Below are 24,827 nucleotides of genomic sequence, written 5' to 3'. Positions count from 1 at the left end.
CAACATCACTGGTACGTGAAATAAAAAACGAGAGCCATAGGGCTCTCGTTTTCGTTAGGGGTATGGATTGCTTGGATTGGGGTAGAACGGTATTAGATACGTTGCCAAAGCTCGGTGTATCGGCCGTTCTGGCTCAGCAGTGCGTGGTGCTTGCCTTGCTCGATAATTTCACCTTCATCCATCAAACAGATATGATCCATGTGCTCCAAACCAACCAGTCGGTGGGTAATGAACAGCACGGTCTTGTCTTTGGCGTGTTCCAGTAGCAAAGTCATGATCTGCTGCTCAGTACGGCGGTCAAGGCCTTCGGTTGGTTCATCCATCAGTAGGATTGGCGCGTCGTGCAGCAGGGCACGGGCGATACCGATACGGCGGCGTTCACCACCAGAGATTTGGCGTCCGCCTTCACCAAGCCATGTATCCAGCCCTTTACCTTCCAGCAAAGCGTCTAGGCCAACGTTGGTAAGCACGTTGCAGAACTCATCGTCAGTACCTTTCGGCTTGGCAAGCAGCAGGTTTTCGCGCAGCGAACCGTTGAAAACATCAACACGCTGGCTAACAACAGTAATTGCTTGGCGCAGCGGCGCTTCTTGCCATCGGGGTAGCGGTACTTCATCGAGGGTGATTTGCCCCTGCTGCGGATCCCAGTTACGGGTGATCAGCTGCAACAGGGTCGATTTACCGCAACCAGTTCGGCCTAGCAGTGCGACTTTTTCGCCTTTGCCTATGGTCAATGAGATATTTTTCAATACCGGTTCGTCACTGCCGTAATAGGTGTAGCTGATATTCTGGAGATCCAGAGCACCCTCAACTTCTGCGGTATGGCCGTTAGGATCAAACGGTGTATCTGGTGTCGCTTCAATAATCTCATTCAGTCGACGGGCAGATGTCAGGGTTTGCCCCAAGTACTGGAATGCCCCAGCCACTGGCATCATCAGCTCGAAACTGGCCATGGTGGCGAAGGCGACCATGGCAACAAACGGATCTGGTGCTTGTCCGGCTATGCCATCAGCCGCAATCCAGGTGATCAGCACCAAAGTCCAGCCCGTTGCTGCCATCAGGATCGCATTGGCAAGGCCGGTAAGGTTGGCCATCTTCCGCTGCGCATCCAATAAGGCTTGTTGCTCATTTAGGGCGGCTTGGTAGTAACGGTCCTCGGCATTGAACAACAGCAGCTCGGCATTGCCCTGGATCCAGTCCAGCATTTTCACCCGGTAGTTGGCTTTGGCCATCGTTAGGGTTTCACCGTTGGATTTACCTAGACGGTAGAAGAGAACCGGTAGGATCAGCATCAGGCTGAGCAAAATGGCACCAAGGGTCAGGCCGATAGTGACATCAAACCAAGCAAGGAAGCCGGTGATAGCCAGCAACCCAATAACACCGATAAGTAATGGATTGACCAAGCGTAGGTAGACGTGGTCCATCGCATCGACATCGGCGACCAAGCGGTTGAGCAAGTCAGCATCGCGTAGGTTGGTCTGGCGACCCGGGATCAACGGAGTCAGCTTGCGGAAGAAGAACAAACGCAAGTCAGCAAGCAGTTTGAAGGTTGCGTTATGGCTGACCACTCGCTCGCCCCAGCGGCCCGCCGTACGGGCAATAGAGAAGCCGCGTACACCCGCACCCGGTAGCATGTAGTTGAAGGTTTCACGGGCAATAGTGAGGCCTGCAACGGCTGAAGCCGTAATAAACCAGCCCGATAGGGTCAACAGGCTCATGGCAGCCAAAAGAGTGCCTAGCCCAAGCAACATGCCAAGTGTCATGCCGAACCAGTGTTTACGGTAGAGTTTGAGGTAAGGGATTAAATCACGCATCGAGATCCCTCTTGTCGGTGTGGGCTAGCATGTCTGCAAGCAGACCTTGCTGGCGGATGTGTTCGAAAGGACCATTTTGGACCAGTTTACCGTTTTCCATCACCAGAACGCGGTCCATTGCGGCCAGTTGATCGAGACGGTGGCTCACCATCAGAGTGGTTTGACCGCTCACTGCATTTTTCAGGCTTTCCAAGACTAAGTGTTCGCTGTTGGCGTCTAGACTTGCCGTTGGTTCATCCAATATCCAGAAGGCACCGCTTTGCAACATGGCCCGAGCTACGGCAATACGCTGGGCTTGGCCGACAGATAGGCCACCAGAGCGATCACCGACTTGATGGAGGTAACCTTTCTCTAGGCGCTGGATGAACTCGTCAGCATAGGCTTGTTGAGAGACCTGCTTGATGTGTTCTTCGGTGGCCAATGGGTTACCCAATGTGATGTTGTCGCGAACAGTACCGTGCAACAGTAGTGGGTTTTGGCCGACCCAGCTTATGGCTTGTCGCCACTGGCTGTGATCGAGTTCTTTAAGCTCGGTTCCGTTGATTTTCAAGCTACCGCGGTAGGGTAGGAAGCCCAGTAGGGCATTGAGCAGGCTGGTTTTGCCGGCGCCACTAGGGCCGATAAGCGCGACTTGTTCGTGGGCGTTGATGGTAAAGCTAAGAGGGCCAGCCAGTACTTGGCCTTGCGGGCTCAGTACTTCCACTTGTTCGGCTGTAATCGAGATAGTCTCTGGTGATTCCAAGTTAGTTTGGCCTTGGCTCATGCCATCGGCTTCGCTGTTAAGGAATTCAACAATGGACTCTGCTGCACCGATAGCCTGTGCCTTGGCATGGTAGAAGGTGCCAAGATCACGCAATGGCTGGTAGAACTCGGGTGCCAGTATCAAGATGAACAGACCGGTAAACAGGCTGATAGGTACGCCGTAGTGACCGAAGTTGAGTTCACCGATAAATGAGAAGCCAAAGTATACCGCGGTAATTGCAACTGAGAGCGCCGAGAAAAACTCCAGCACGGCCGATGAGAGGAAAGCCATTCTCAATACTTCCATGGTCCGCTTACGCAGGACATGGGATGCAGCATGTAAGTTTTCGGCTTCAGCTTCAGCGCGGTTGAATAAGCGCAGGGTCGATAGGCCTTGTAATCGGTCATAAAAGTGACCGGACAGGCGTTGCAGTGCTTTGAAGTTCCGGCGGTTGGCATCGGCTGCACCCAAACCAACTAGAGCCATGAACATTGGTACTAGCGGTGCGGTGATTAGGAAAATCAGGCCAGCTGCCCAGTTGAGCGGGAAGACTGCAAACAAAATCACCATAGGAACTAATACCGCGATCGACATCTGCGGAATGTAGCGGGAGAAGAAGTCCTGCATCTCTTCTACTTGCTCAAGTACTAGGCTAGCCCAGACACCGGCAGGTTTGCCTTTGATATAGGCGGGGCCCAGTTGTTGCAGGCGTTGCAGGATCAACTGGCGAATATGCAGCCGGATCTGCTCGCCGCAGCGGTAGCCGTATACCTCGCGTCCCCAGCTACAGGCAGCCCTGAGACCGACTATGGCAAAGAGCCCGGCAAAGCTAGAAACGAGTTGGTATTTATCTGTGTGTTCAATAATGAGTTGGTGCAGGATATGGGCAAGCAAAGCCGCTTGACCAACGAGTAGCAACCCCGACAAGAACCCCAGGCCGACACTGAGCATGAGCCAGCGTTTAGCCAGCTTACTCTGTGATTTCAACCATTTGGTTAAATCGCGTTGTAATTGTTTATCCATATTAAATACTTGCGCTACTCAGAAGAGCAGGCTTAAAAGTGAAGGCTAAAAAGGCCACCTTGAGTGGTGGCCGTGAGTATTATTTTTTTTCTTCTAACGCGTCGAGATAACGCTCTGCATCAAGTGCAGCCATACAGCCAGTACCGGCTGATGTGATGGCCTGACGGTAGGTGTGGTCCATAACATCACCAGCGGCAAAAATGCCTTCTACGCTGGTTTGGGTCGCGTTACCTTCAGTACCTGACTGTACTTTGATGTAACCGTTGTTCATTGTGAGCTGGCCTTCAAAAATACCCGTATTTGGCTGGTGGCCGATAGCAATGAAGGCACCCATGACTTCAAGGGTTTCAGTCGCTTCTGACTGGGTATCTTTGATACGAACTGCGGTTACCCCCATCTCGTCACCCAAGACTTCATCCAGTACACGATCGGTGTGTAGGATGATGTTGCCGTTTTCTACTTTGTCCATCAGTCGCTTGATCAGGATTTTCTCTGAACGGAAAGTATCACGGCGGTGGATAAGGTGAACTTCTGAAGCGATGTTAGATAGGTAAAGAGCTTCTTCGACAGCGGTATTACCGCCACCTACAACGGCAACCTTTTGGTTACGGTAGAAGAAACCGTCACAGGTCGCACAAGCCGAAACCCCACGTCCCTTGAAGGCTTCTTCTGACTCCATGCCTAGGTATTTGGCTGATGCACCTGTTGAGATAATCAATGCGTCACAGGTGTACTCGCCGCTGTCGCCTTTAAGGCGGAAAGGGCGCTGGCTAAAATCAGTCTCGCTAATATGATCAAAAATGATCTCTGTTTCGAATCGTTCTGCGTGTTCTTTCATGCGATCCATCAGACCTGGGCCTGTTAGACCTTCGGCGTCACCTGGCCAGTTTTCAACTTCTGTGGTGGTGGTAAGCTGACCACCTTGCTGCATGCCCGTAATCATTACTGGGTTAAGGTTGGCACGAGCAGCATACACTGCGGCTGTATAGCCAGCAGGACCAGAACCAAGGATGAGCAGTTTACAATGTCTTACGTTACTCATTACTTCTCCAGGCTGAATGAGGTTTTAGATCTTATGAGGGGTGATTGTAGGTAAATTGAGGCGCTATGGAAAGAGGGGATTGTAGCGCGGGCTTTTCCCTGTAAAATCACGCTGCCGAGTTTAATACTCGGCAGCAGGGATAACTCACTTAGATTATTTTTACATAAGCTATAACTTATAGTTATAAATATTCAAGGTTAGTGCATGCTGATGGCGACAGTCGGATCAGTGAAATGCAAGTCAAAACTGTCGGCAACTTCTTTACAAGTAACTTTACCGTATATCACATTCATGCCAGCAAGGAATCCGGGATCAGCCAGCAAGGCTTTTTTGTAACCGAGGTTCGCAAGCTTTATTACATAGGGCAGCGTCGCATTATTAAGCGCAAAGGCAGACGTTCTTGCGACGGCTCCCGGCATATTGGCCACACAATAATGCACCACACCATCGATGATATAGGTGGGGTCTGTATGGGTGGTAGGGTGAGAGGTTTCAAAGCAGCCACCTTGATCAATTGCGACGTCTACTAGTGCAGATCCGGTCTTCATTTTCTTGACGTGATCAGCGGTGATCAGCTTGGGCGCCGCTGCACCGGGGATCAGCACCGCACCAATGATAATGTCGGCTTCAGGCACCAGTCGGTCGATGATCTCGGTGGTTGAGTAGATGAGATTCACCGCTCCTTTGAATTCGGTATCCAGTGCTCTGAGAGTATCGAGATTACGGTCAAGCAGGGTGACGTTAGCACGCATCCCCACCGCCATGCGCGCGGCATTGGAGCCGACGACCCCGCCTCCTAAAATCAGCACGTTGGCCGGTTCTACGCCAGGAACGCCACTGAGCAGCAACCCTCGTCCTCCGTTAGAATTCTCTAGTGTTTGGGCTCCTGCTTGGATAGACATTCTGCCCGCCACCTCAGACATTGGGGCTAAAAGCGGTAATTTGCCTGAGGAATCGGTGACGGTTTCGTAAGCAATACAGACAGCTTTGCTGTCAATCAGGTCTTTTGTTTGCGGAAAATCTGGTGCAAGATGGAGATACGTGAATAAAATCTGCCCTTTATTCAGCATGGCTCTTTCTTCTGCTTGAGGCTCTTTTACTTTGACAATCATCTCTGATCTGGTAAAAACTTCTTTAGCGTTAGAAATAATTGTAGCGCCAGCGTTTTCATAGTCTGCGTCTGACAGCCCGATCCCGACTCCGGCCTGGGTTTCGACCAAGACTTGATGACCGAGCGATGTGAGCTCACGGACACTGCTGGTGACTAGGCCAACACGGTATTCGTGGTTTTTGATTTCTTTGGGGACTCCAATAATCATGCTGCTCCTCCCTTGGCATCCAGTATGATTGGCTATTGACAAGGATGTAAATGCAGATCTAATGGCAGTATAGTTTGACTAACAGAGTATTTGATTCTAAAAAATAGAAAGATATAGTATATTTTTTTGCAAGGAAGTAAGAAGGTGGAATAAAAAATGGTAGATACCAAGAAAAAACCATCCAAGGAATTGGATCGTATTGACCGTAACATTTTGAATGAGCTTCAAAAAGATGGTCGTATTTCAAATGTAGAGTTATCCAAGCGTGTCGGCTTGTCTCCAACACCATGTCTTGAGCGTGTACGTCGTCTAGAGCGTCAGGGCTACATCAGTGGCTATACAGCGCTTCTCAATCCGCAGTATCTTGATGCCTCTCTGTTGGTTTTCGTAGAGATCACGCTAAACCGCGGTGCTCCAGATGTGTTTGAGCTGTTCAATGCGTCGGTACAAGAGTTAGAAGATATCCAGGAATGCCACCTGGTATCCGGTGATTTCGACTACCTACTGAAAACCCGTGTGGCAGACATGTCCGCTTACCGTAAGCTACTAGGTGAAACCCTGCTACGCCTTCCTGGTGTTAACGACACCCGTACCTACGTGGTGATGGAAGAAGTGAAGCAGACCAACAACCTTGTGATCAAAACACGTTAAGCTTCACTGGTTATATGGGTCTATACCCAAGGATTTTGGGTATATCAATCAAGCGGCGTTCAGCCGCTTGATTTGTTTCTACGGACTAACCAATGAAAAGTAAATAATGTCCATGCAATACTGTGTTAGTCATTGCTAACTCAAGGTGCTTGGATTTTCAGCACTTCCTGTGAAAACTTTGTCGCCCCTTCCTATATTCACCTTTTCAAAATGGCAAAAACTGACGCTATTTAGTATAAGATATGCGTTAGGTCATCAGGCCCTATTTTTACTGGCGCCTGACACGCCATCAGCTATTGGTATAATAATAACACCGAGCAGGGATGTCCTTGTTCTGATAGTTAAAAAGATTCAACGCATCTGCCTGTAGGCAGAATGGGTTGGGCATTAAGCAATTTGTTACATCGGAGTGTTTTTTTGAGGAAAGTAAAGGGCAAGAAGCAGCCTAAAATGCGTCTTTCCGGGGGACAGCGCTTACTGGAAAGCTTTCTTATCATCGGCATCCTGTCGGCGATTTTCATCATGGTTGCGCTGTTAAGTTTTGATCCTGCCGATCCCTCTTGGTCCCAGACGGCTTGGGAAGGGCCGGTGCAAAATAAGGCAGGGGCCTTTGGTGCTTTAGTTGCCGATACCTTGCTGTTTGCATTTGGTTCGCTTGCCTACCCACTTCCTGCGGTGATTATTCTCGCTGCTTGGATATTGTTCCGCAGGCGCCAGCAGCCCCTCAAGCTAGATTACATGATTTATGGTACCCGCTTGCTTGGTTTGTTGTGCATTTTTGTCGCCAGCTGCGGACTTGCTGATCTTAACTTTGATGATATCTGGTATTTCTCCTCCGGCGGTGTGATTGGTGATGTCGTATCGAATATGGCACTGCCAATGTTCAATTTGCTGGGGGCCACACTGATCCTGATGTTTGCCTGGGCGGTGGGTTTTACTCTGTTTACGGGCATCTCTTGGCTGACCATCGTCGACATCATTGGTGAGACGGTACTCGGTTCTATGGCATGGCTGTTAAACAAGGTGCGCTCTGACAAATCAGAGACATTGACACCATTTGCGGCAGATATCCCGGATGAGCACCAGACCGAGTTCGGTCGCCAGCTTGCGATGCAACAAACGGAATCAGAGCCTGATGCGGACGATGTTTTGCTGGCTTCGAGTAGCCGTACAGCGTCACCTCATATTGAGGAACGACATCGCTTTGCCCGTCAGGAGCCAAGTTTTGACCAGTCAGCTCAGCATGATCCGTTACTGAGCGGTACTCAGCATGCTGCAGAGCAAGCCGATCCGCTATTGAATACCAGCGAACCGAAAATTGTAATGCCTGAGCGTCATCGTCAGTCCCAGGCCCAAGCTCATGGTAACAGCGCGATTGCCACTGCTGCTGTGACAACTGCGGTTGCTGCCAGTGCTGAAGCAAGCTCTGAAACTGTAGCCAATGTGGCGATGGCCGAAGCAGCAAATATTCAAGTGCCAGTCGTTAACGATCTCGCTGTTGAAGCGGAAAGTGTTGCGTCAGCTGCTCAAAATCAGCCGTTACCTAGCCAAGCGGTTATTCAAGCTGAGCCGGAACAGCTATCGGTGACTACCCCGGTAGAATCTGCGTTGTCTAGCATGCCGGAAAGCCCTATATCAGAAAGTACTGCCGCATTGAGTGCTGAAGAGATTGTTGAGGTTAATTCGACCCAGCAAGCCAAGGGGATGTCAATCGCCGAGCTTGAAAGGCAGCTAGATATCGATGAAAACTTCTCTGTATATGTCGATGAAGGAAAATTAACACCACAAGAAGATGTCGTTGCCTCAGGCATTGCCTCTTCCGTTGAGATGAATGCAGAGCAGACGGCTTCTGGACTTGAACCCGCTGCTGCTCCTGCGTTTGAATCAACGCCTTCTGCTAGCATGTCATTTAATAATGACGAGTTTATTCCTGAAGTGTTAGAGGATAATTCATCATCTGTTCACTTTGAGCCTGTTACAACAGAACCTCATGTTGCTCAAACTGGTATGTATGAACCAGTTCAACAGGAGGTGACAGCTATGGTAGAAAGTAGCCAAGAAGTACCGGTTGATAGCACTGCGCCAAACGATATCGAGTTAGCTCACGATATTGAAATTGGTGTTCAGGATGGGATGTCTGAGCTTGAACGGGCTGAGCGTGAAATGGCGCCTGTCGATAGCGAGGACCACATCGAAAACAGCAGCGGGGAAGGCTTGAATGATGAAGAAGCCTTCCTCAAGAAGATCCGTGATGCCCAGAAAGCCCAAGCCCAAGCGGCTGGCTTGGATAACCCGTTCTTGATGAAACGGGAAGCGGATTTGCCAAAACCGACTTCGCCGATGCCAACCATCGATCTATTGGCCCCACCGAAACAAAACGTTCAATCGACGACCGAGGAAGAGCTCAAGCAGACAGCGATGCTGGTTGAATCGAAACTTGCCGATTATAAGATCAAAGCCAAAGTCGTTGGGGTATATCCGGGTCCCGTTATTACCCGCTACGAGCTCGATCTTGCGCCTGGTGTGAAAGTAAGCCGTATTTCAGGTCTTGCGAAAGACTTGGCGCGCGCCTTGTCAGCATCAGCAGTTCGTGTGGTTGAAGTGATCCCGGGTAAGCCATACATAGGTCTTGAACTACCGAATGTGAACCGCGAAACGGTTTATATGTCTGAAGTCGTTGCCAGTGATAACTTCCAGCACAAAAAAGGTGCGCTCCCGATTGTATTGGGCTACGACATCGCTGGTGAAGCTGTGGTAGCCGATCTGTGTAAGATGCCACACTTGCTGGTAGCCGGTACAACTGGCTCGGGTAAGTCGGTCGGGGTGAACGTAATGATCTTGAGTTTGCTGTATAAATGTAAGCCAGAAGATTGTCGCTTCATTATGATTGACCCGAAAATGTTGGAATTGTCGATTTATGAAGGCATACCGCATTTGTTGACCGAAGTGGTAACAGACATGAAGGACGCCAGCAATGCCTTGCGCTGGTGTGTTGGTGAGATGGAACGCCGTTACAAGCTAATGGCGGCCTGTGGTGTACGTAACCTGGCAGGTTACAATGCCAAATTGGAAGAAGCCTCTGCAGCGGGTCATCCAATTCATGACCCACTTTGGAAGCCGGGCGATAGTATGGATGAGTACCCGCCGTTATTGGAGAAAATGCCAAGCATTGTTGTTATTGTCGACGAATTTGCCGACTTAATGATGGTGGTGGGTAAGAAGGTTGAAGAGTTGATTGCCCGCCTAGCGCAGAAGGCGCGTGCGGCAGGAATCCACTTGGTGCTGGCGACCCAGCGTCCATCGGTGGATGTGATCACAGGTCTTATCAAGGCTAATATCCCGAGCCGTATGGCCTTTACCGTATCGACCAAGACGGACTCGCGAACAATCCTCGACCAAGGTGGCGCAGAGTCGTTGCTGGGTATGGGTGATATGCTCTACTTGCCAGCAGGGAGTAACCATCCCGTCCGTGTTCACGGTGCGTTTGCCTCGGATGAAGACGTTCATAACGTGGTGAATGATTGGAAAGCCCGTGGCAAGCCTCAGTATATCGAGGGGATCTTGGAAGAGAACCAAGGTTCGGAAGGGTTGTTGCCTGGTGAAGCATCATCTGGTGGTGAGGACGATTTGGATCAGCTGTTTGATGAGGTTGCCGCTTTTGTTGCTGAGTCACGTCGAGCATCGGTTTCTGGTGTTCAGCGCCGCTTCAAGATTGGCTATAACCGTGCAGCCCGTATTGTCGAGCAACTTGAAGCGCACGGTATCGTTAGTGCGCCAGGGCATAACAGTAACCGTGAAGTGTTGGCACCACCGCCACCCCCTCGTGATTAATTGTGAAAAACACAAGACAACCCGCAATTACCATGCCTGCTACGATCAAATAGCAGGCATCAGAAAAGGTTTAACAGAATGATTAAGAAAGTGCTTTTGAGTATGTTGGTAGCCAGCCCATTGTTGTTGGCAGGTCAGGCACTGGCAAACCCACAGCAGGAACTGAGTACTCGTCTCGGTAAAGTGAATGCCTTTAGTGCTGATTTTACCCAAACCGTAGTGAGCCCAGAGGGTAGCCTACTGGTGGAAGGCACCGGTGATGTATCCATCAAACGACCAAACCTGTTCCGTTGGAATACGGAAACGCCAGACGAGAATATTTTGATCTCTGACGGCAAGACATTGTGGTATTACAGTCCGTTCATTGAGCAGGTGACAGCGATGTGGCTCAATGAAGCGACAGATCAAACGCCATTCGTACTGCTGACCCGCAATAGTGCCTCAGACTGGGCAAATTATAATGTGTCACAAACGGCTGACACCTTTACCCTGACCCCAAAAAGTGGTGCATCCTCTATGGGGCAATTTGTTGTGACCGTGGCCCAGTCGGGTGAGGTGCGTAGTTTCTCTGTGGTTGAACAAGATGGTCAGCGTAGTAACTTCAAGCTGACTAAGTTCCAGAAGCAAACGCCAGCTTCGAGTATGTTCACCTTTACCCCGCCGCAAGGGGTTGAGCTGGATGACCAGCGCAATTAAGCTAGAGCGAATGAATTAGATTATATATCTAGGCGATAGCAAACAGTGGACTAGATTGATTTAGGTGGTACGACAGTACCACCTAATTTTGTTTTAAGACCACGCCGAATAAGTGATTATTTGGTTTGGTTATAGAGGAGCGGTGATTTTGAGTAATTTCAGCCTGGACTTTTCATCGGATTTTCGTCCGTTGGCAGCCAGAATGCGCCCACGAACCGTGCAGGAATACATTGGCCAAAAACATATTCTGGCTGAAGGCAAGCCCCTAAGGCGTGCACTGGAAGCCGGACACTTGCACTCGATGATTCTGTGGGGACCCCCGGGTACCGGCAAAACCACGTTGGCCGAAGTGGCTGCTCACTATGCGAATGCTGAAGTTGAGCGTGTGTCGGCTGTGACATCGGGGGTGAAAGATATCCGTGCCGCTATCGATAAAGCCCGCGACAATAAGATGGCTGGTCGCCGTACAATCTTGTTTGTGGATGAGGTCCATCGTTTTAATAAAAGCCAGCAGGATGCCTTCTTACCCCATATCGAAGATGGTACTGTGACCTTCATTGGCGCGACGACTGAAAACCCGTCTTTTGAGCTCAACAACGCACTGTTGTCACGCGCGCGGGTCTACAAGCTAAAATCCCTAGACACCGACGAAATCCTTGAGGTTGTCGAACAAGCTCTCGAAGACAGCGAACGTGGTGTGGCAGAGAACAATCTGATCTTTGTCGATGAAGTTAAAGAGCGTCTTGCCGAATTGGTTGGGGGCGATGCCCGGATGTCACTGAACTATCTTGAGCAGTTGATTGATATGGCGGATGAGGACAATCAGGGCAATAAGCAGATCACTCTCGCTTTACTGGCTGAGGTGGCGGGCGAGAAGATAGCTCGTTTCGATAACAAGGGGGATCTGTGGTACGACATGATTTCGGCAGTGCACAAGTCAATTCGTGGCTCGAGCCCGGATGGTGGCCTTTATTGGTTTGCGCGTATGCTGCAGGCGGGCTGTGATCCCTTGTATGTTGCCCGCCGCCTACTGGCTATTGCCTCGGAAGATATCGGTAATGCCGATCCTCGTGCAATGCAGGTGGCGGTTTCGGCCTGGGATTGTTTCACCCGGGTAGGAGCCTATGAGGGCGAACGCGCAATTGCCCAGGCGATTGTGTATTTGGCTTGTGCGCCGAAAAGTAATGCAGTGTATACCGCATTTAAACAAGCCAAGTTAGATGCCGCTAACTATCCTGACTATGAAGTACCGCATCACTTGCGTAACGCGCCGACCAAACTGATGAAAGAGATGGGGTATGGACAGGAGTATCGTTATGCTCATGACGAGCCGGGAGCCTATGCTGCAGGTGAGAGCTATTTCCCGCAGGAATTGGCGGGCACTCGCTATTATCAGCCGGCAAATCGCGGCTTAGAGACCAAAATTTCCGAAAAGTTAGATTATCTTGCTTCTTTAGATGCAAAAAGCACTTCAAAGCGCTATCAATAATAGGGCTTTTTGGGTATTGTTTAGGGATCCGCGTTAGGTTGCCTAACGCCTTATGAATTAAAAATTATTTGGTCATCAATTTGGCTAAATAATGTGCACTTTAGAGCCATTTGAGCACAGGATTAGCATGCTAGATTCTAAATTACTTCGAACTGAGCTGGACGCAACAGCCGAAAAATTAGCGCGCCGTGGTTATACTCTTGATGTAGAGCTACTACGTTCCCTAGAAGAAAAACGTAAGTCACTTCAGGTGAAAACTGAAGAGCTTCAGGCATTGCGTAACTCCCGATCGAAGTCCATTGGCCAAGCGAAAGCGAAGGGCGATCACGAAGAAGCTGAGCGTATCCTGGCTGAAGTTGGTAACCTTGGCTCTGAGCTGGATGACGCGAAAAAAGCACTTGCAGCGCTTCAGGCTGAGCTAGATGCCATTGTACAAACGATTCCTAACCTGCCAGACGACTCAGTTCCTGCAGGTAAAGATGAAAACGAAAACGTTGAAATTTCTCGTTGGGGTCAACCACAGTCTTACGACTTTGAAGTTAAAGACCACGTTGACCTAGGCGAAATGGCTGACGGCCTTGATTTCGCAAGTGCTGTTAAGCTGTCTGGTGCACGTTTCATCGTGATGAAAGGCCAGTTTGCTCGCCTACACCGTGCGATTGCTCAGTTCATGCTGAACCTCCACACAGACGAGCACGGTTACACAGAGATGTATGTTCCGTACCTAGTGAACTCTGACAGCCTATTCGGTACTGGTCAGCTGCCTAAGTTCGGTGCTGATTTGTTCCACACTCAACCACTGACTGAGAAAGTGAACGATGAAGAGCCGCGTACTCTTTCTTTGATCCCGACAGCAGAGGTTCCTGTAACCAACATGCTGCGTGACACAATTTCTGATGAAGCAGATCTGCCTGTTAAGATGACTGCGCACACACCTTGTTTCCGTTCAGAAGCCGGTTCTTACGGTCGTGATACTCGCGGCCTGATCCGTATGCACCAGTTCGATAAAGTTGAGCTTGTACAGGTGACTCGTCCTGAAGATTCAATGGACGCGTTAGAAGAACTAACGGGCCACGCTGAGAAAGTACTTCAGCTGCTTGACCTGCCATACCGTAAAGTGATCCTATGTACAGGCGACATGGGCTTCGGCGCTGTGAAGACCTACGATCTAGAAGTATGGGTTCCTGCTCAGGAAACTTACCGTGAGATTTCTTCTTGTTCGAACTGTGGTGACTTCCAGGCTCGTCGTATGCAAGCGCGCTTCCGCCGTAAGGGTGAGAAGAAGCCTGAGCTCGTTCATACCTTAAACGGTTCTGGTCTGGCGGTTGGTCGTACTATGGTTGCTATCCTTGAGAATAACCAGGAAGCAGACGGTCGTATCCGTATTCCTGAAGTTCTTCGCAAGTACATGAACAACGTAACACATATCGGTTAATTTTTTTCCGTTGTTACTAAATACCAAAACCCAGCCAATTGGCTGGGTTTTTTTATAGCTATCTTCAATGGCTTTCAACAGAAATAGCTGCCATTGAAGATGTGGAGTGGTTTTTTATGCGATAAATATGATTATTTTGTCAGTTTGCGCTTGTGTCGTCATTGATATTCGATATAATCGCAATATTGAAAAGTTATGCACTTTTATTGAAAGTGTAATCATTCAGGAAGCAGTAGAATGACAGATACCCTTTTAGCCCAAAGCAACTACAAGACCAGCCGGAATGTGCTGATGTTCGCCATTCCCTCGATACTGGGGTTGTTCTTTTTCTTGGCACCATTGACCGTTAACGGTGACTTTACCTTCCCGCTAGCCCTGATGGCCAAAGGCTTTAAAGCCTTACTGGGTGATGCAATTCTTCCGACGGTAACGACGGTTATCTGTTTGTCTGCTGCAATTTCAGTCGTGGCCAGTGTAGCAAAGCCTACTTTTGTGACCCAATCTCCTTTGCTTACTCGCCTATTCGTATTGAGCCCAACGTGGTTAGTTATTCGTAGCCTAGGTGCCGCTTTTACTTTGGCAGCCTTGTATCAAGTTGGCCCAGAAATGTTGTGGAACGGTAATACCGGTGGGTTGGTACTGCATGATTTGCTACCGTCGTTGTTTGTGACTTTCATCTTTGCGGGTTTGCTACTGCCGTTGCTGCTTAATTTCGGTCTACTTGAGCTTCTTGGTACTATGCTAAGCAAGTTCATGCGTCCGGTATTCAGACTGCCGGGGCGTGCTGCTATCGACTGTATTTCGTCTTGGTTGGGTGATGGCACGGTAGGCGTGATTTTGACAAGTAAACAATACGAGCAGAAGAAATACACCGCCCGTGAAGCGGCAGTGGTTGCAACCATGTTCTCACCAGTTGGTATTTCATTCTCGCTGGTGGTACTGACTCAGGTTGGCTTGCAGAACTATTTTGTCCCTTTCTATGCCGCGATTTGTTTGTCTGGTGTGGTTGCCGCGATGGTGATTCAGTTCCTGCCACCTCTGTGTTACAAAAAAGACCTATACATAGATGGAACGGCTCCAAATCGTGATGACGAATTGGTACCGGCAGGTCAGTCGGCAATGAGCTTTGGCATGGATTTGGCCCTGCAGCGTGCTGATAAAGTGAAAAGCCTCGGCTCGGTGGCTAAAGAAGGTGTTCATAACGCGCTGGATATGGTGATTGGTGTACTTCCAGTGGTAATGGCTATTGGTACTCTTGGTCTGGTTGTAGCAGAAACTACACCGCTATTCTCTCTGCTCGGTACACCCTTTGTTCCGCTTCTTGAGTTGCTGAATGTCGCTGAGGCACAAGCCGCAGCACAAACGGTGCTGGTTGGTTTCACGGATATGTATGTTCCGTCAATCATTGCAGCTTCGAGCATTGATGCAGATATGACTAAGTTTGTTGTGGCGGCGCTTTCTGTTACTCAGCTAATTTTTATGTCGGAAACGGGCTCAGTTATCCTTAGCAGCAAGGTGCCAATTAACTTCTTGGAGTTGGTTGCTATTTTTGTACTACGTACACTAGTGACTCTGCCACTTATCGTTGCGATTGCCCATTTGATTTTCTAATCAATACTATGCTCTAAGCACTGCTCCTAACCCCTTCAATTGCCCGGTCTCAGTACCGGGCAATTATTTGAACCACCTTTTTATCTTCCTTTGCTGTCAGCTCCGGCAGCTTAATAGACAATTCTCCTCCGATATGGCTAAGCACTAAATCAAACAAGTGGAAAAGGGTATCTGAGGCTTCCAAAGAGAACTGATAGAGCTGATGTTTGACCAATTCTTTGTCATGAGCGTTCAAATCGATGTTTTCAAAATGGCTAAAAAGTTTCTCGATGATCAATGGCGGTACTGCAGGATCATCGGGTAAATGCAACTGTGCCATTCTGCGTTTGAGGATTTGTACATGAAGTCCAAGCTCTCTAGCCATTACGTCACTACCCAACTTGTAGTTTTCAATGGCATAACGAAAACGGCTCAGGCTATCGATGGCATTGAGCATGACGGGCCAAGTGCCTTGGTAATGTTTGAACAGCTCCTCTTTTTCTGAAGTGATCAAGCATTGGGTTAAAGTATCATCAATAAGGTACAGCACGTGGCGGATTGCTTTGCCGTGGGTGGACTGGTTGCGCTGTACAGAATACTTAGGCCATTCATCTAAGATGATGTGGAGCTGTTTGTTGAGGATACGGTACATCGGTTTGTTGGTGGTTTCCGTTTGGCTGATCAGGCTGTGGATTAAGGTTTTGATAGCAATAGACTCGCTCAGGTTTTCCGTTATCGGTGGTGAGTTTTTCAATGCTTGATGCGACTGACGGCGATGAAAACGCAATAGGTGGATGAGCTGGCGCAGTCCGATAATTTGATTGAAGCGGCTTTGCAACAGATCACGTTGCTGCCGGGAGCGGATAATGATGACACTAAGCACAATGCCAACAAGACAGAGGGTAAGAATAAAATATAACATGCAGCCTCCCTTCCAATCACATAAGTTTGATTATGATGAGTAACGTTGCAAGCATTATTCCATCGTGGAGCAGATGGTAGAAATATTTAATCTTTATTTTTCAGTTTGTTATGTTTTGTTGCTGATTAGAGCGTTATGGCGAGCGTGATAATGGTGCAGGCGTGATACGAAGTGGTGCAAAAAAGGCTCCCGAAGGGAGCCTTTGAATTGGGGAGCTATCTAATTGTAATCGCGTGACTACGAGTTAGAGATAGGGTGTAGGTGGACCTCTTCTTCTTTCTCACCCGCATGCGGGTCGTTGAAGCGGTCGATATCCATTTCACCTTCTGTCTTCGCGACGATACAAGTTACGCAGCTATCACCTGTGATGTTAACAGCGGTACGGATCATATCCAGTAGTCGGTCAACACCCATGATAAGTGCGATACCTTCGACAGGTAGGCCAACTTGGTTCAGTACCATTGCCAGCATGATAAGGCCAACGCCTGGTACACCAGCTGTACCTACAGAAGCCAATGTCGCGGTAACGATAACAGCCATGTAGTCGCCCATGGTCAGGTCAATGTTGAAGGCCTGAGCAATGAATGCGGTCGCTACACCTTGCATGATCGCAGTACCATCCATATTGATGGTTGCGCCAAGTGGTACAGTGAACGATGCGATACGGTTTTTAACACCTAAGCGCTTGGTTGCGGTTTCCATGGTGACAGGAATGGTCGCGTTTGAAGATGCGGTGGAGAAGGCGAACATGATCGCATCTTCCATTTTCTTTAAGAACACTTTCGGACTCAGGCCGGTGAAAATCTTGAATAGTGAACCGTAGACGACAAAGCCGTGCAGCAGCAGGGTACCGGTTAGGACCAAGAAGTAACCGAATAGGTTGAAGATAGCGTCCAGACCTAGGCCGGTGAACAGTTTTGCCATCAGGAAGAATACACCGAATGGAGCAATGTTCATCAGTAAGGCAACAAGCTTCATGATCACTTCGTTGAGATCAGCAAAGATACCGGCAATACGCTCACCCGGTTTACCCGCAGCACTGATCGCAACACCGAACAGAATCGCAAACACGATGATCTGCAGCGTGTTACCTTGCGCCATAGAGCTGATTGGGTTGGTCGGGAACATATCGATAATGACCTGACCCAGTGATGGCGCTTCTTTTGAAGCAAATGTGGTTGCTGCAGAAAGGTCTGCACCAGCACCTGGCTTGAAGAGGTTACCCATGATCAAGGCAAGTGAAATAGCAATTGCAGTGGTGGTGAGGTAGAACGCTAACGTTTTACCGCCCAAGCGGCCCAGTGTACTGATGTCTTTCAGGGTACTGGTACCACATACCAAAGATACAAATACCAATGGTACAACTAGCATCTTCAAGCTTGCGATGAAAATTGCACCGCCAACCTCGAACAGGCCATTCACTATATATTCGTGGACAAAAGATGATTCAGCAAAAAGCGAACGAATAATGAATCCTGTCAAGATACCCAAAACCATACCTAGAATGACTCGGCCGGTCAGGGACATTTTTCTCTTTTGTGCTTGCATGAATAAAACACTCCTTATAATTATTCACTCTGTAAATCTTTCATCAGAGCGCGGAGCAGGTTAACAGCACTTCACGTGTTAAGGCGAAGTAAAATGCTGTGCAATAATCAAAGATCTGTTTTAGATCACACTTTTTCAGGCAGAACGATATCCTGAAAACATGTTTGTTAACTGAATTTTAACGCATTGGCTGTTTCTTGGGCGTTTTTTATACTGATAAATCGTTTTGAGCGAAAATATGCTAAGGTTTAGCCGAGTTTGGCCCTTGTTTTGGAAGGGAGAAAAAGCCTCTATTAACATTGTCTTTTGCAGGATTTCATGGCGTTATATGCCTGTAAAGTACATTCTGTGACACCAAGGTTAAACGTGCTGTTTAATTATGACTTCAATGGTGGTTGATGCTGCTTTTTAGGTTTTACTTTGGTTTGATATTCGGCATGCCCTGGCATTTGCATATTTATATGTCGAGCGTGTTTTGGCAGGGAGATATTCGAAGCACAACGAACCAGCATAATCTGATCACAGATATGCTGGCCGCTATGCTTAATGTATTGTTTATTAAGCTTATGCTGTCGCGTTAACCGTGTCTTCCAGCAGCATATCAATACGGGAAATATAGTCGTGATACTCCGCAGTATTGTCTTTTGCGTAATGGAAGTTTCGGAAGTAACGAGTCATGGATGTAAAGTACTTACGCGCTTCAGCTTTGTCAGTGAAGTCGTAATTGGTACGAATGACATTAACGACTTTGCCGAAGATAAACTGCTGGCGTTCGAAACTGCATGACGCGTCGACCTCATCAAAGGCATCTTGCTGCAGGTAAACCATATCGAGGAACAAGGCTTTCTGGTAAACCACGTAGTCCTCCAACGAAATCCCTTCCTCACCCGTTACTTGCATCATTTGACCAATGCTGTCTCCGGTGGAGAGTAGTGCTTTCATCTCTTTAACCGTCGGCACCCACTCGGGGCCAAGATTATCTGCGTACCAACCTTCAAGCTGATCCAGATAGCGAGACCAGGAAATTAATGGGTCGATAGCCGGGTAGAAGCGCTTATAGGCACGTTCATAGGACAGACCGAGGAAGGTCTTGACGGTACCCAGCGTCGATTGGGTTACCGGCTCTTCGAAGTTACCGCCAGCCGGGGAAACCGAGCCAATCATGGTCAGCGAGCCATCAGTACCGTTCTCGTTATCGACGACACCACAGCGCTCATAGACGCCCTTGATAGCCGAGTCCATATAAGCCGGGAAACCTTCTTCACCGGGGATCTCTTCCAATCGGTTTGAGGTTTCGCGCATCGCCTGCGCCCAGCGGGACGTGGAGTCGGCCAGCAACAGCACGTTATAGCCCATTTGTCGGTAATACTCGCCTAGCGTAAGGCCAGTATAAATAGAGGCCTCACGAGCAGCTACCGGCATGGATGAGGTATTACAAATGATCACTGTACGGTCGATCAAGGTACCGCCGTGCTTCGGATCGGGCAGGTGAGGGAATTCCTCGATGGTTTCTACCACTTCCCCTGCACGCTCACCACAAGCCACCACGATAACGATATCGGCGTCACAGTAGCGGGAGATCCCGTGCTGAAGGACGGTTTTACCCGAGCCAAATGGTCCCGGTACACAACCTGTTCCACCACGGGCTATCGGGAAGAAGGTATCGATGGTTCGAGTGGTGGTGACTAGCGGCTCGTTAGGGAATTTACGTTGGGTTTTACCCCCGTTTTTAGTCAAGGTGTTGGCGATGGATTGGCGAACTGGCCACTTTTGTACCATGGTAAGATTGTGCTCTTTACCACGGTTATCAGTGATGTGGGCAATAACAGTATCAATGGTAAAGCTGCCTTCTTGGATCCAGGTTACCTCGACTTCTCCCTTAATATAGAAGGGCACCATAATTTGATGGGTGAAGCGGCCTTCCTGCACCGTTCCCAGTGACTGTCCGGCCCGAAGTTTGTCGCCCTTTTTGGCGACGGCATTGAAGGCCCAGGTGTCGGCTTTATCTAGCGCATCAACCTGAACTCCCCGCTTAAGGAATTTGCCATGGATTTGCGCCAGACGCTCGAGTGGGTTCTGCAGTCCATCATAGATCTGAGCCAAAATCCCCGGGCCTAAATCCACACTCAGCATTTCGCCGGTTTGGATAATACTGTCACCCACAGCAACACCGCGGGTATCTTCGTAGACCTGGATATCGGCAGAGTCGCCTCGCACGCGTAACACCTCGGCCATCAGCATTTCATCAAGGCCATCGGTTTGTTTGCGGCTAGGTAGCACATATACCACTTCGTTTTTGACCAGTTGACCGTTATCGCCAACATTAAGGCGAATGGTCAGCGTGTCGCCAATAACTGCCGTTACGTGGGCAGTCGGCTTTTTATTGATTAATTCCGTGCTCATTGAACAACCTGTTTTTAAAATTAATGCGGTAGATCACTGGCAAAGTCACCCAGTGCGTTTTCTACGAGTTGGTCGAATCGCTCGATGGCTATCTCGCTGTTGTAGGTGGTCCAGCGAGAAACCAGATTCCAGCGCAATAGGTAAATCACAACGGCTTCGAAGCTAAAGCGCTCTTTGGTACTGATGCGGTCAAGCTGCTCCCATACAGCTTCGAGTAGGGCTTTTTCAACCTCAAGGCTCTGATCGTGCTCCATGTACCGAGCGACATCCGGTAGCCACGGAAAGGTGAAGTGCAAATTAAAGTAGGGTGCACTCCAGTTGCGACGGATAAACTCGTAACGGGTCCCGAAACTCCAGCGCGGTCCGGTTGGTGCTTTTTCACCCGCTTTTTTTCGGCGTAGGGCCGCAACCACACTGCGCATATCTAGTCGCCAATCAATGAGGTCACGAAGCACTTGGCTTTTCACCTCGCTTCTTGCTCGGGTCGCAAACTTGATGAGCTCAGCATCACCGGCATCATTCTTGGTGCGATCCCAGTGCATGATTTGCTCAATCATGTTGAGGTGCTTGCGTTCATCAAATGACAGGGCACTTAACCGGCGCTCTAGCTGGTAACGTGAAATCGGCGTGATTTTACTGTTAAACAGAGAGTCGATATGCGGCAGTGACGTCAATAGGCCATGATATGCTTTATCAGACATATACGTTCCTTGTTAAAGGAGAGGCAGGGCAAGCCTGCCTCTGTACTTATTTGACGATACCTTCTAACAACGCGCGGAAACGCGGTTGGAGATGGTTAAGCATCATCTGAGTGACAGTGTCGTCTGACAGTGCTACTTCGATGTCTTTATCCTTCAGGCGGAATACAACAGCGTTTTTGTTATCTTCATTCACGCTGAACGTTACCCCTTCACGCAGCATCTCAGCCGCTTGCGCTACCGCGAAGTGGATCAATGTTCCTTCCTTGAGTTCTTCAGGGTTGGCACTGAGATCATTCACCCCGACGACACGGGTTGGCAAGATTACCTCAACCGGTTCGTCGGATTTGATGGCACTGCGGCCTGTCACTTCGAGGATCATTTGCTGTAGTAGCTTTTCATCCGTCAACTGGGTACCAACTGTCGCCTTGATCTGCTTGGCGAATTCATCTTGCAAGAAGGCTTTCAGTTCCAAAATGGCATTTCGATTAGCCATTTCAAAGGCTTGCTTTCCTGCTGTTGAGATGAAGTCGGCTTCTTTACGTGCATTGCCCAGAATAAGGCCTGATTTATCGCGAGCTTCGGCAACGATGGTCGATGCCTCTTCACGCGCCTCTGCAATAATCTTATCTGCCGCTTCTTTACCGGCATCTACACCTTCTTGGCGAAGGGTATCAACCAACTGCTTGATCCCTGTCGAAACTGGTGTTGTCTTTTGATTTTCTACTGGCATGGTCTGTTCCTTATGCGCCGATGTTGGCACCCATCACTAGCGCAAAGACGAAAGCAAATACTGAGAAGCCTTCTACGATTGCTGCTGGAGCAATAGACAGGCCGAATACTTCAGGCTTGTTCTTCGACGCATTGATTGCAGCAGAAACCGCTTGTCCCTGGTAAATAGCAGAGAAAAGCAAAGCGAAACCTGTCATCAAGCCTACGCCGAATAGGCCGCCAGCTGTCTCGGCGCTAACACCAATTGCTGACAAAGAGAACATGATCACGATACCGTAGATAACCTGAGAGGAAGGCATTGCTGATAGGCCAATGTATTTACCATAGCCAGACTCGACATCTAACATGGCGCCACATGCGGCCTGACCGGCTACCGAACAGCCAATCGCTGAACCAATAGCACCCAGAGCAACAGGAGCGAATGCGCCCAACCAACCAAGTGCAATAACAAATTGTTCCATGTTTTAATCCTCTTTCTTTCGAAAAGCTTTAAATGGGTATCCTTCATCGGATAGACCCCAGTTAACAAATTCAATTACATTCAAGCGCATACCATGTACTACGCCGCTCATGACACAGAGCGCGAAGTTCAGGATATGGCCAAGCAATAAGATCAGGCCGGCAAACAGCACCCCAGAAACGGGCTGAGTTTCAACAACTTGGCCTGCCAGTGAGTTAAATGTCATCGCTAGCGATGCTCCGGATAAGCCAAGTGCAAACAAACGCATGTAGCTTAAGATGTCACCGAAGGCGCTGGTGATGTTGTAAATCGCTTTGGCGCCGTCGAGAACCCGAAGGGCTAGATCTTTGCGGCTGTTGATTGGTCGGTCGCTGCTGTAAACACAGACCAGACCAGCACCACCTAGCATCAGTAGTCCGCCGAGCCCTTTACCGAACCAGCTCCAGATGGCACCGGTAACACCAAACCACAGCAACATGCCCCCGAGCATCAGGGCTGCCCAACCAAGTGGTGCAAATGCACGGTTTTGTGAGCGGTTGATATAAGCTGTCATGGCGTTGGCAATGATCAGGTGCATGACACCAATAAAGACCGAAAGTCGCATCATGGCGCCGTAATCGTTCATGTCGATGATGTGGAAAAAGTCCCAGAAACTGCCCTCATCGGGTGCAACACCAAAGTAGCTACCAGCAAGCACGCCCCAGAAAATTCCCAATCCAGACATGAACAGGCCCATATTCTTCAGTCGTTTGCCTTCTTCAGAGGCATCGAACTTGTCACGGAAGAATAGGATGATCAGACCGAGAATGGCACTGTACATAGCATCATTCATGATCATTGCGAAGAACAATGAGAACGAATAGAACACCAAGTTGCCCGGATCCCATGCCCGATAATTCGGGGTCTGGAAAAAGCCCATTGCCTCAGCGCCGCCACCGGTTAACTCGGAGTTTTCCAATAGGGTAGGTGGCTGGTCATCGGCCTTGGGATCCTCAAACAGTACGGCGGAGCCATAAACGTTGGCCAGTTCGATAACGGCATCTTGGGCATCGGCTGGCATCCAACCTTGGATCAGGAAGAATTCGCCTTCGTCTTGCACCCCTGATGAGGCCAATAGCAGTTCGGCATGATCCTGACTTGCAGCCAGTGACTGGCTCAGCGGGTAAATCCAGCGGGTTAACGCCTCGCGCTCAGCCAGCAAGTCCTCTAGGTGCTGTTCGGCAATTTCAAGGTACTCTTCGACTTGGGACAGGCTACTCCCACCGATGTGCGAACGATCGACAGGTAACAAGGCCGGATCGGGCTCAGACTCAGACACTATCACCACATAGGCGTTTTTCTGGTCTCGATGTACCTCTTGCCAAGGCTGATCCACTTCTGCCATGGCAGAGAGTTTCTTCAAAGGCAATAGATAAAACCAGAAGCGCAAATTGTTGATGGTGCTGATATCTGGTAGCTCAAATTCTCCCCATGGGCGTAACAACTGCAGGCGCTCCTTGAGCAAGTCACGTTTGTCTTGCTGCTGGCGGATATGCAGTTTGTTCTCGAGAATTTGTGCAACCAATTCGTCGACATCAACCAGATCTTTGTCCCTGACCGGGCGGCGTCTGCGTTCGACGCGGCTCAACCATGCCAATGCTTCGCTGGCATCGGTGGGTTGCTGCATGGCAATAGCATGGTTGCTATCGGCATCGTCCTGACTCAGAGGAATAAGGTGCATGCAACCCAGAGCCTGTAGCGCTATCAGGATTTCATCCTGGCGAGAGGCTTGGCCACCGAGCGTTAAGCGTTTTAACTGTTTGATACTCATGATTGGCCTCCCTGCGTTTTCTCTTGCTGCGCCAACACTTTTTGCTTTGATAGCTTGGCGTTCATTACCGCAGCGCGCTCTTGATCCGATAGGTAGATACCGATCCGCTTGATACTTTCTTGGGTATCAGGGATCAGGACCTTCGAGAACAAGTTCACGCGCTGGCTGGTAACCCGCGTGGCGTCACTGATTAATTCGTAGCGCTGCTGGCACACGGCCAATTCAACACGCAAGCGAACCATTTCTTTCAGTTGACGTACCACACTATCGACCCAGTGTGGACGGGCAAGATAACTGTACGGGGTCACTTCGACATCGACTGATTCGACGATCGGGACCCGGCAGCCAACAATATTCTGGGTGGCAAGCTTCACGTCGGTAACCTTCACCAGGTTGTTGACGTTAATCTCTTTGCAGGCAAGCATGGGAATGGCTTCCTCAACCAGAGCACGCAATTCAGCGACTCGCTGTTTGGCTTGCTCCAGGGCTTGCTCGGCTTTTTTCCGCTCCAGCATCAATTGTTGACGTTTCAGTTCCAACGCAGGCAGGTAGCGGTTGTAGGTTTTCAAACTCCGCTTTTGCTTGTTCAGCGAGCTTTTGTTAAGTGCTACCTTTGCCATGG

At 49.3% G+C, this 24,827-nt stretch carries 18 protein-coding genes; 6 read left to right on the top strand and 12 right to left on the bottom strand.

The annotated features are described in order from the left end of the window. Positions 1-92 precede the first annotated feature (92 nt). The 4 genes from cydC to ald form a co-directional block, all read right to left on the bottom strand. A complete protein-coding gene (cydC, locus tag ACVA58_RS06720; protein WP_446509665.1) occupies positions 93-1,814 on the bottom strand; it encodes a heme ABC transporter ATP-binding protein/permease CydC in 1,722 nt (573 codons plus the stop codon). Further along, a complete protein-coding gene (gene cydD / locus ACVA58_RS06715; protein WP_446509664.1) occupies positions 1,807-3,579 on the bottom strand; it encodes a heme ABC transporter permease/ATP-binding protein CydD in 1,773 nt (590 codons plus the stop codon). The genes cydC and cydD overlap by 8 nt, the downstream gene beginning before the upstream one ends. 79 nt (positions 3,580-3,658) lie before the next feature. Next, the gene (gene trxB, locus ACVA58_RS06710; protein ID WP_446509663.1) at positions 3,659-4,621 is read right to left on the bottom strand and encodes a thioredoxin-disulfide reductase; all 963 of its coding nucleotides are present in this window, start codon (positions 4,619-4,621) and stop codon (positions 3,659-3,661) included. A gap of 197 nt (positions 4,622-4,818) precedes the next feature. Beyond that, a complete protein-coding gene (ald, locus tag ACVA58_RS06705) occupies positions 4,819-5,940 on the bottom strand; it encodes an alanine dehydrogenase (protein ID WP_446509662.1) in 1,122 nt (373 codons plus the stop codon). A gap of 156 nt (positions 5,941-6,096) precedes the next feature. On the opposite strand from ald, the gene lrp reads away from it, so the two are divergent. The 6 genes from lrp to ACVA58_RS06675 all read left to right on the top strand — a co-directional run bounded on the left by lrp (position 6,097) and on the right by ACVA58_RS06675 (position 15,653). Next, complete coding sequence (gene lrp, locus ACVA58_RS06700; protein WP_255041380.1) at positions 6,097-6,591, top strand: leucine-responsive transcriptional regulator Lrp; 495 nt, start codon at positions 6,097-6,099, stop codon at positions 6,589-6,591. A gap of 417 nt (positions 6,592-7,008) precedes the next feature. After that, complete coding sequence (locus ACVA58_RS06695; protein ID WP_446509661.1) at positions 7,009-10,422, top strand: DNA translocase FtsK 4TM domain-containing protein; 3,414 nt, start codon at positions 7,009-7,011, stop codon at positions 10,420-10,422. A gap of 81 nt (positions 10,423-10,503) precedes the next feature. Then, positions 10,504-11,118, top strand: a complete 615-nt coding sequence (lolA, locus tag ACVA58_RS06690) for an outer membrane lipoprotein chaperone LolA (RefSeq protein ID WP_446509805.1) — start codon at positions 10,504-10,506, stop codon at positions 11,116-11,118. 148 nt (positions 11,119-11,266) lie between these two features. Then, positions 11,267-12,607, top strand: coding sequence for a replication-associated recombination protein A (locus ACVA58_RS06685; RefSeq protein WP_446509660.1), 1,341 nt, complete (start codon positions 11,267-11,269; stop codon positions 12,605-12,607). Between the two features lie 127 nt (positions 12,608-12,734). Then, positions 12,735-14,042 carry a serine--tRNA ligase gene (gene serS, locus ACVA58_RS06680; protein ID WP_446509659.1) on the top strand — a complete coding sequence of 436 codons (1,308 nt, stop codon included), beginning with the start codon at positions 12,735-12,737 and terminating at the stop codon, positions 14,040-14,042. Between the two features lie 237 nt (positions 14,043-14,279). Beyond that, positions 14,280-15,653, top strand: coding sequence for a YjiH family protein (locus ACVA58_RS06675; protein ID WP_446509658.1), 1,374 nt, complete (start codon positions 14,280-14,282; stop codon positions 15,651-15,653). 49 nt (positions 15,654-15,702) lie between these two features. On the opposite strand, the gene ACVA58_RS06670 is transcribed toward ACVA58_RS06675, so the two are convergent. The 8 genes from ACVA58_RS06670 to ACVA58_RS06635 form a co-directional block, all read right to left on the bottom strand. Beyond that, the gene (locus tag ACVA58_RS06670) at positions 15,703-16,554 is read right to left on the bottom strand and encodes a hypothetical protein (RefSeq protein WP_446509657.1); all 852 of its coding nucleotides are present in this window, start codon (positions 16,552-16,554) and stop codon (positions 15,703-15,705) included. A gap of 237 nt (positions 16,555-16,791) precedes the next feature. After that, complete coding sequence (locus tag ACVA58_RS06665; RefSeq protein WP_446509656.1) at positions 16,792-18,102, bottom strand: dicarboxylate/amino acid:cation symporter; 1,311 nt, start codon at positions 18,100-18,102, stop codon at positions 16,792-16,794. Between the two features lie 564 nt (positions 18,103-18,666). After that, on the bottom strand, positions 18,667-20,505 hold the full coding sequence (locus tag ACVA58_RS06660) for a V-type ATP synthase subunit A (RefSeq protein WP_446509655.1): 1,839 nt from the start codon (positions 20,503-20,505) through the stop codon (positions 18,667-18,669). Positions 20,506-20,525: 20 nt separating this feature from the next. Beyond that, the gene (locus tag ACVA58_RS06655) at positions 20,526-21,206 is read right to left on the bottom strand and encodes a DUF2764 family protein (RefSeq protein ID WP_446509654.1); all 681 of its coding nucleotides are present in this window, start codon (positions 21,204-21,206) and stop codon (positions 20,526-20,528) included. A 46-nt stretch (positions 21,207-21,252) separates the two neighbouring features. Continuing rightward, the gene (locus ACVA58_RS06650) at positions 21,253-21,936 is read right to left on the bottom strand and encodes a hypothetical protein (protein ID WP_446509653.1); all 684 of its coding nucleotides are present in this window, start codon (positions 21,934-21,936) and stop codon (positions 21,253-21,255) included. 10 nt (positions 21,937-21,946) lie between these two features. Then, entirely contained in the window at positions 21,947-22,396 is a 450-nt protein-coding gene (locus ACVA58_RS06645; protein WP_446509652.1) for an ATP synthase subunit C, read from the bottom strand. A gap of 3 nt (positions 22,397-22,399) precedes the next feature. After that, positions 22,400-24,205 carry a V-type ATP synthase subunit I gene (locus tag ACVA58_RS06640; RefSeq protein ID WP_446509651.1) on the bottom strand — a complete coding sequence of 602 codons (1,806 nt, stop codon included), beginning with the start codon at positions 24,203-24,205 and terminating at the stop codon, positions 22,400-22,402. Next, on the bottom strand, positions 24,202-24,825 hold the full coding sequence (locus ACVA58_RS06635) for a V-type ATP synthase subunit D (protein ID WP_446509650.1): 624 nt from the start codon (positions 24,823-24,825) through the stop codon (positions 24,202-24,204). The genes ACVA58_RS06640 and ACVA58_RS06635 overlap by 4 nt, the downstream gene beginning before the upstream one ends. Between the last annotated feature and the right edge of the window lie 2 nt (positions 24,826-24,827).

It is taken from the genome of Photobacterium sp. DNB22_13_2, assembly GCF_052873915.1.
This window is presented reverse-complemented; position numbering and strand designations above follow the sequence as displayed.

Bases quoted from the DNA above. Each gene is read 5' to 3' on its own strand.
- cydC (WP_446509665.1), bottom strand. From the start codon at position 1,814: ATGCGTGATTTAATCCCTTACCTCAAACTCTACCGTAAACACTGGTTC.
- cydD (WP_446509664.1), bottom strand. From the start codon at position 3,579: ATGGATAAACAATTACAACGCGATTTAACCAAATGGTTGAAATCACAG.
- trxB (WP_446509663.1), bottom strand. From the start codon at position 4,621: ATGAGTAACGTAAGACATTGTAAACTGCTCATCCTTGGTTCTGGTCCT.
- ald (WP_446509662.1), bottom strand. From the start codon at position 5,940: ATGATTATTGGAGTCCCCAAAGAAATCAAAAACCACGAATACCGTGTT.
- lrp (WP_255041380.1), top strand. From the start codon at position 6,097: ATGGTAGATACCAAGAAAAAACCATCCAAGGAATTGGATCGTATTGAC.
- serS (WP_446509659.1), top strand. From the start codon at position 12,735: ATGCTAGATTCTAAATTACTTCGAACTGAGCTGGACGCAACAGCCGAA.
- ACVA58_RS06675 (WP_446509658.1), top strand. From the start codon at position 14,280: ATGACAGATACCCTTTTAGCCCAAAGCAACTACAAGACCAGCCGGAAT.
- ACVA58_RS06670 (WP_446509657.1), bottom strand. From the start codon at position 16,554: ATGTTATATTTTATTCTTACCCTCTGTCTTGTTGGCATTGTGCTTAGT.
- ACVA58_RS06665 (WP_446509656.1), bottom strand. From the start codon at position 18,102: ATGCAAGCACAAAAGAGAAAAATGTCCCTGACCGGCCGAGTCATTCTA.
- ACVA58_RS06660 (WP_446509655.1), bottom strand. From the start codon at position 20,505: ATGAGCACGGAATTAATCAATAAAAAGCCGACTGCCCACGTAACGGCA.
- ACVA58_RS06655 (WP_446509654.1), bottom strand. From the start codon at position 21,206: ATGTCTGATAAAGCATATCATGGCCTATTGACGTCACTGCCGCATATC.
- ACVA58_RS06650 (WP_446509653.1), bottom strand. From the start codon at position 21,936: ATGCCAGTAGAAAATCAAAAGACAACACCAGTTTCGACAGGGATCAAG.
- ACVA58_RS06645 (WP_446509652.1), bottom strand. From the start codon at position 22,396: ATGGAACAATTTGTTATTGCACTTGGTTGGTTGGGCGCATTCGCTCCT.
- ACVA58_RS06640 (WP_446509651.1), bottom strand. From the start codon at position 24,205: ATGAGTATCAAACAGTTAAAACGCTTAACGCTCGGTGGCCAAGCCTCT.
- ACVA58_RS06635 (WP_446509650.1), bottom strand. From the start codon at position 24,825: ATGGCAAAGGTAGCACTTAACAAAAGCTCGCTGAACAAGCAAAAGCGG.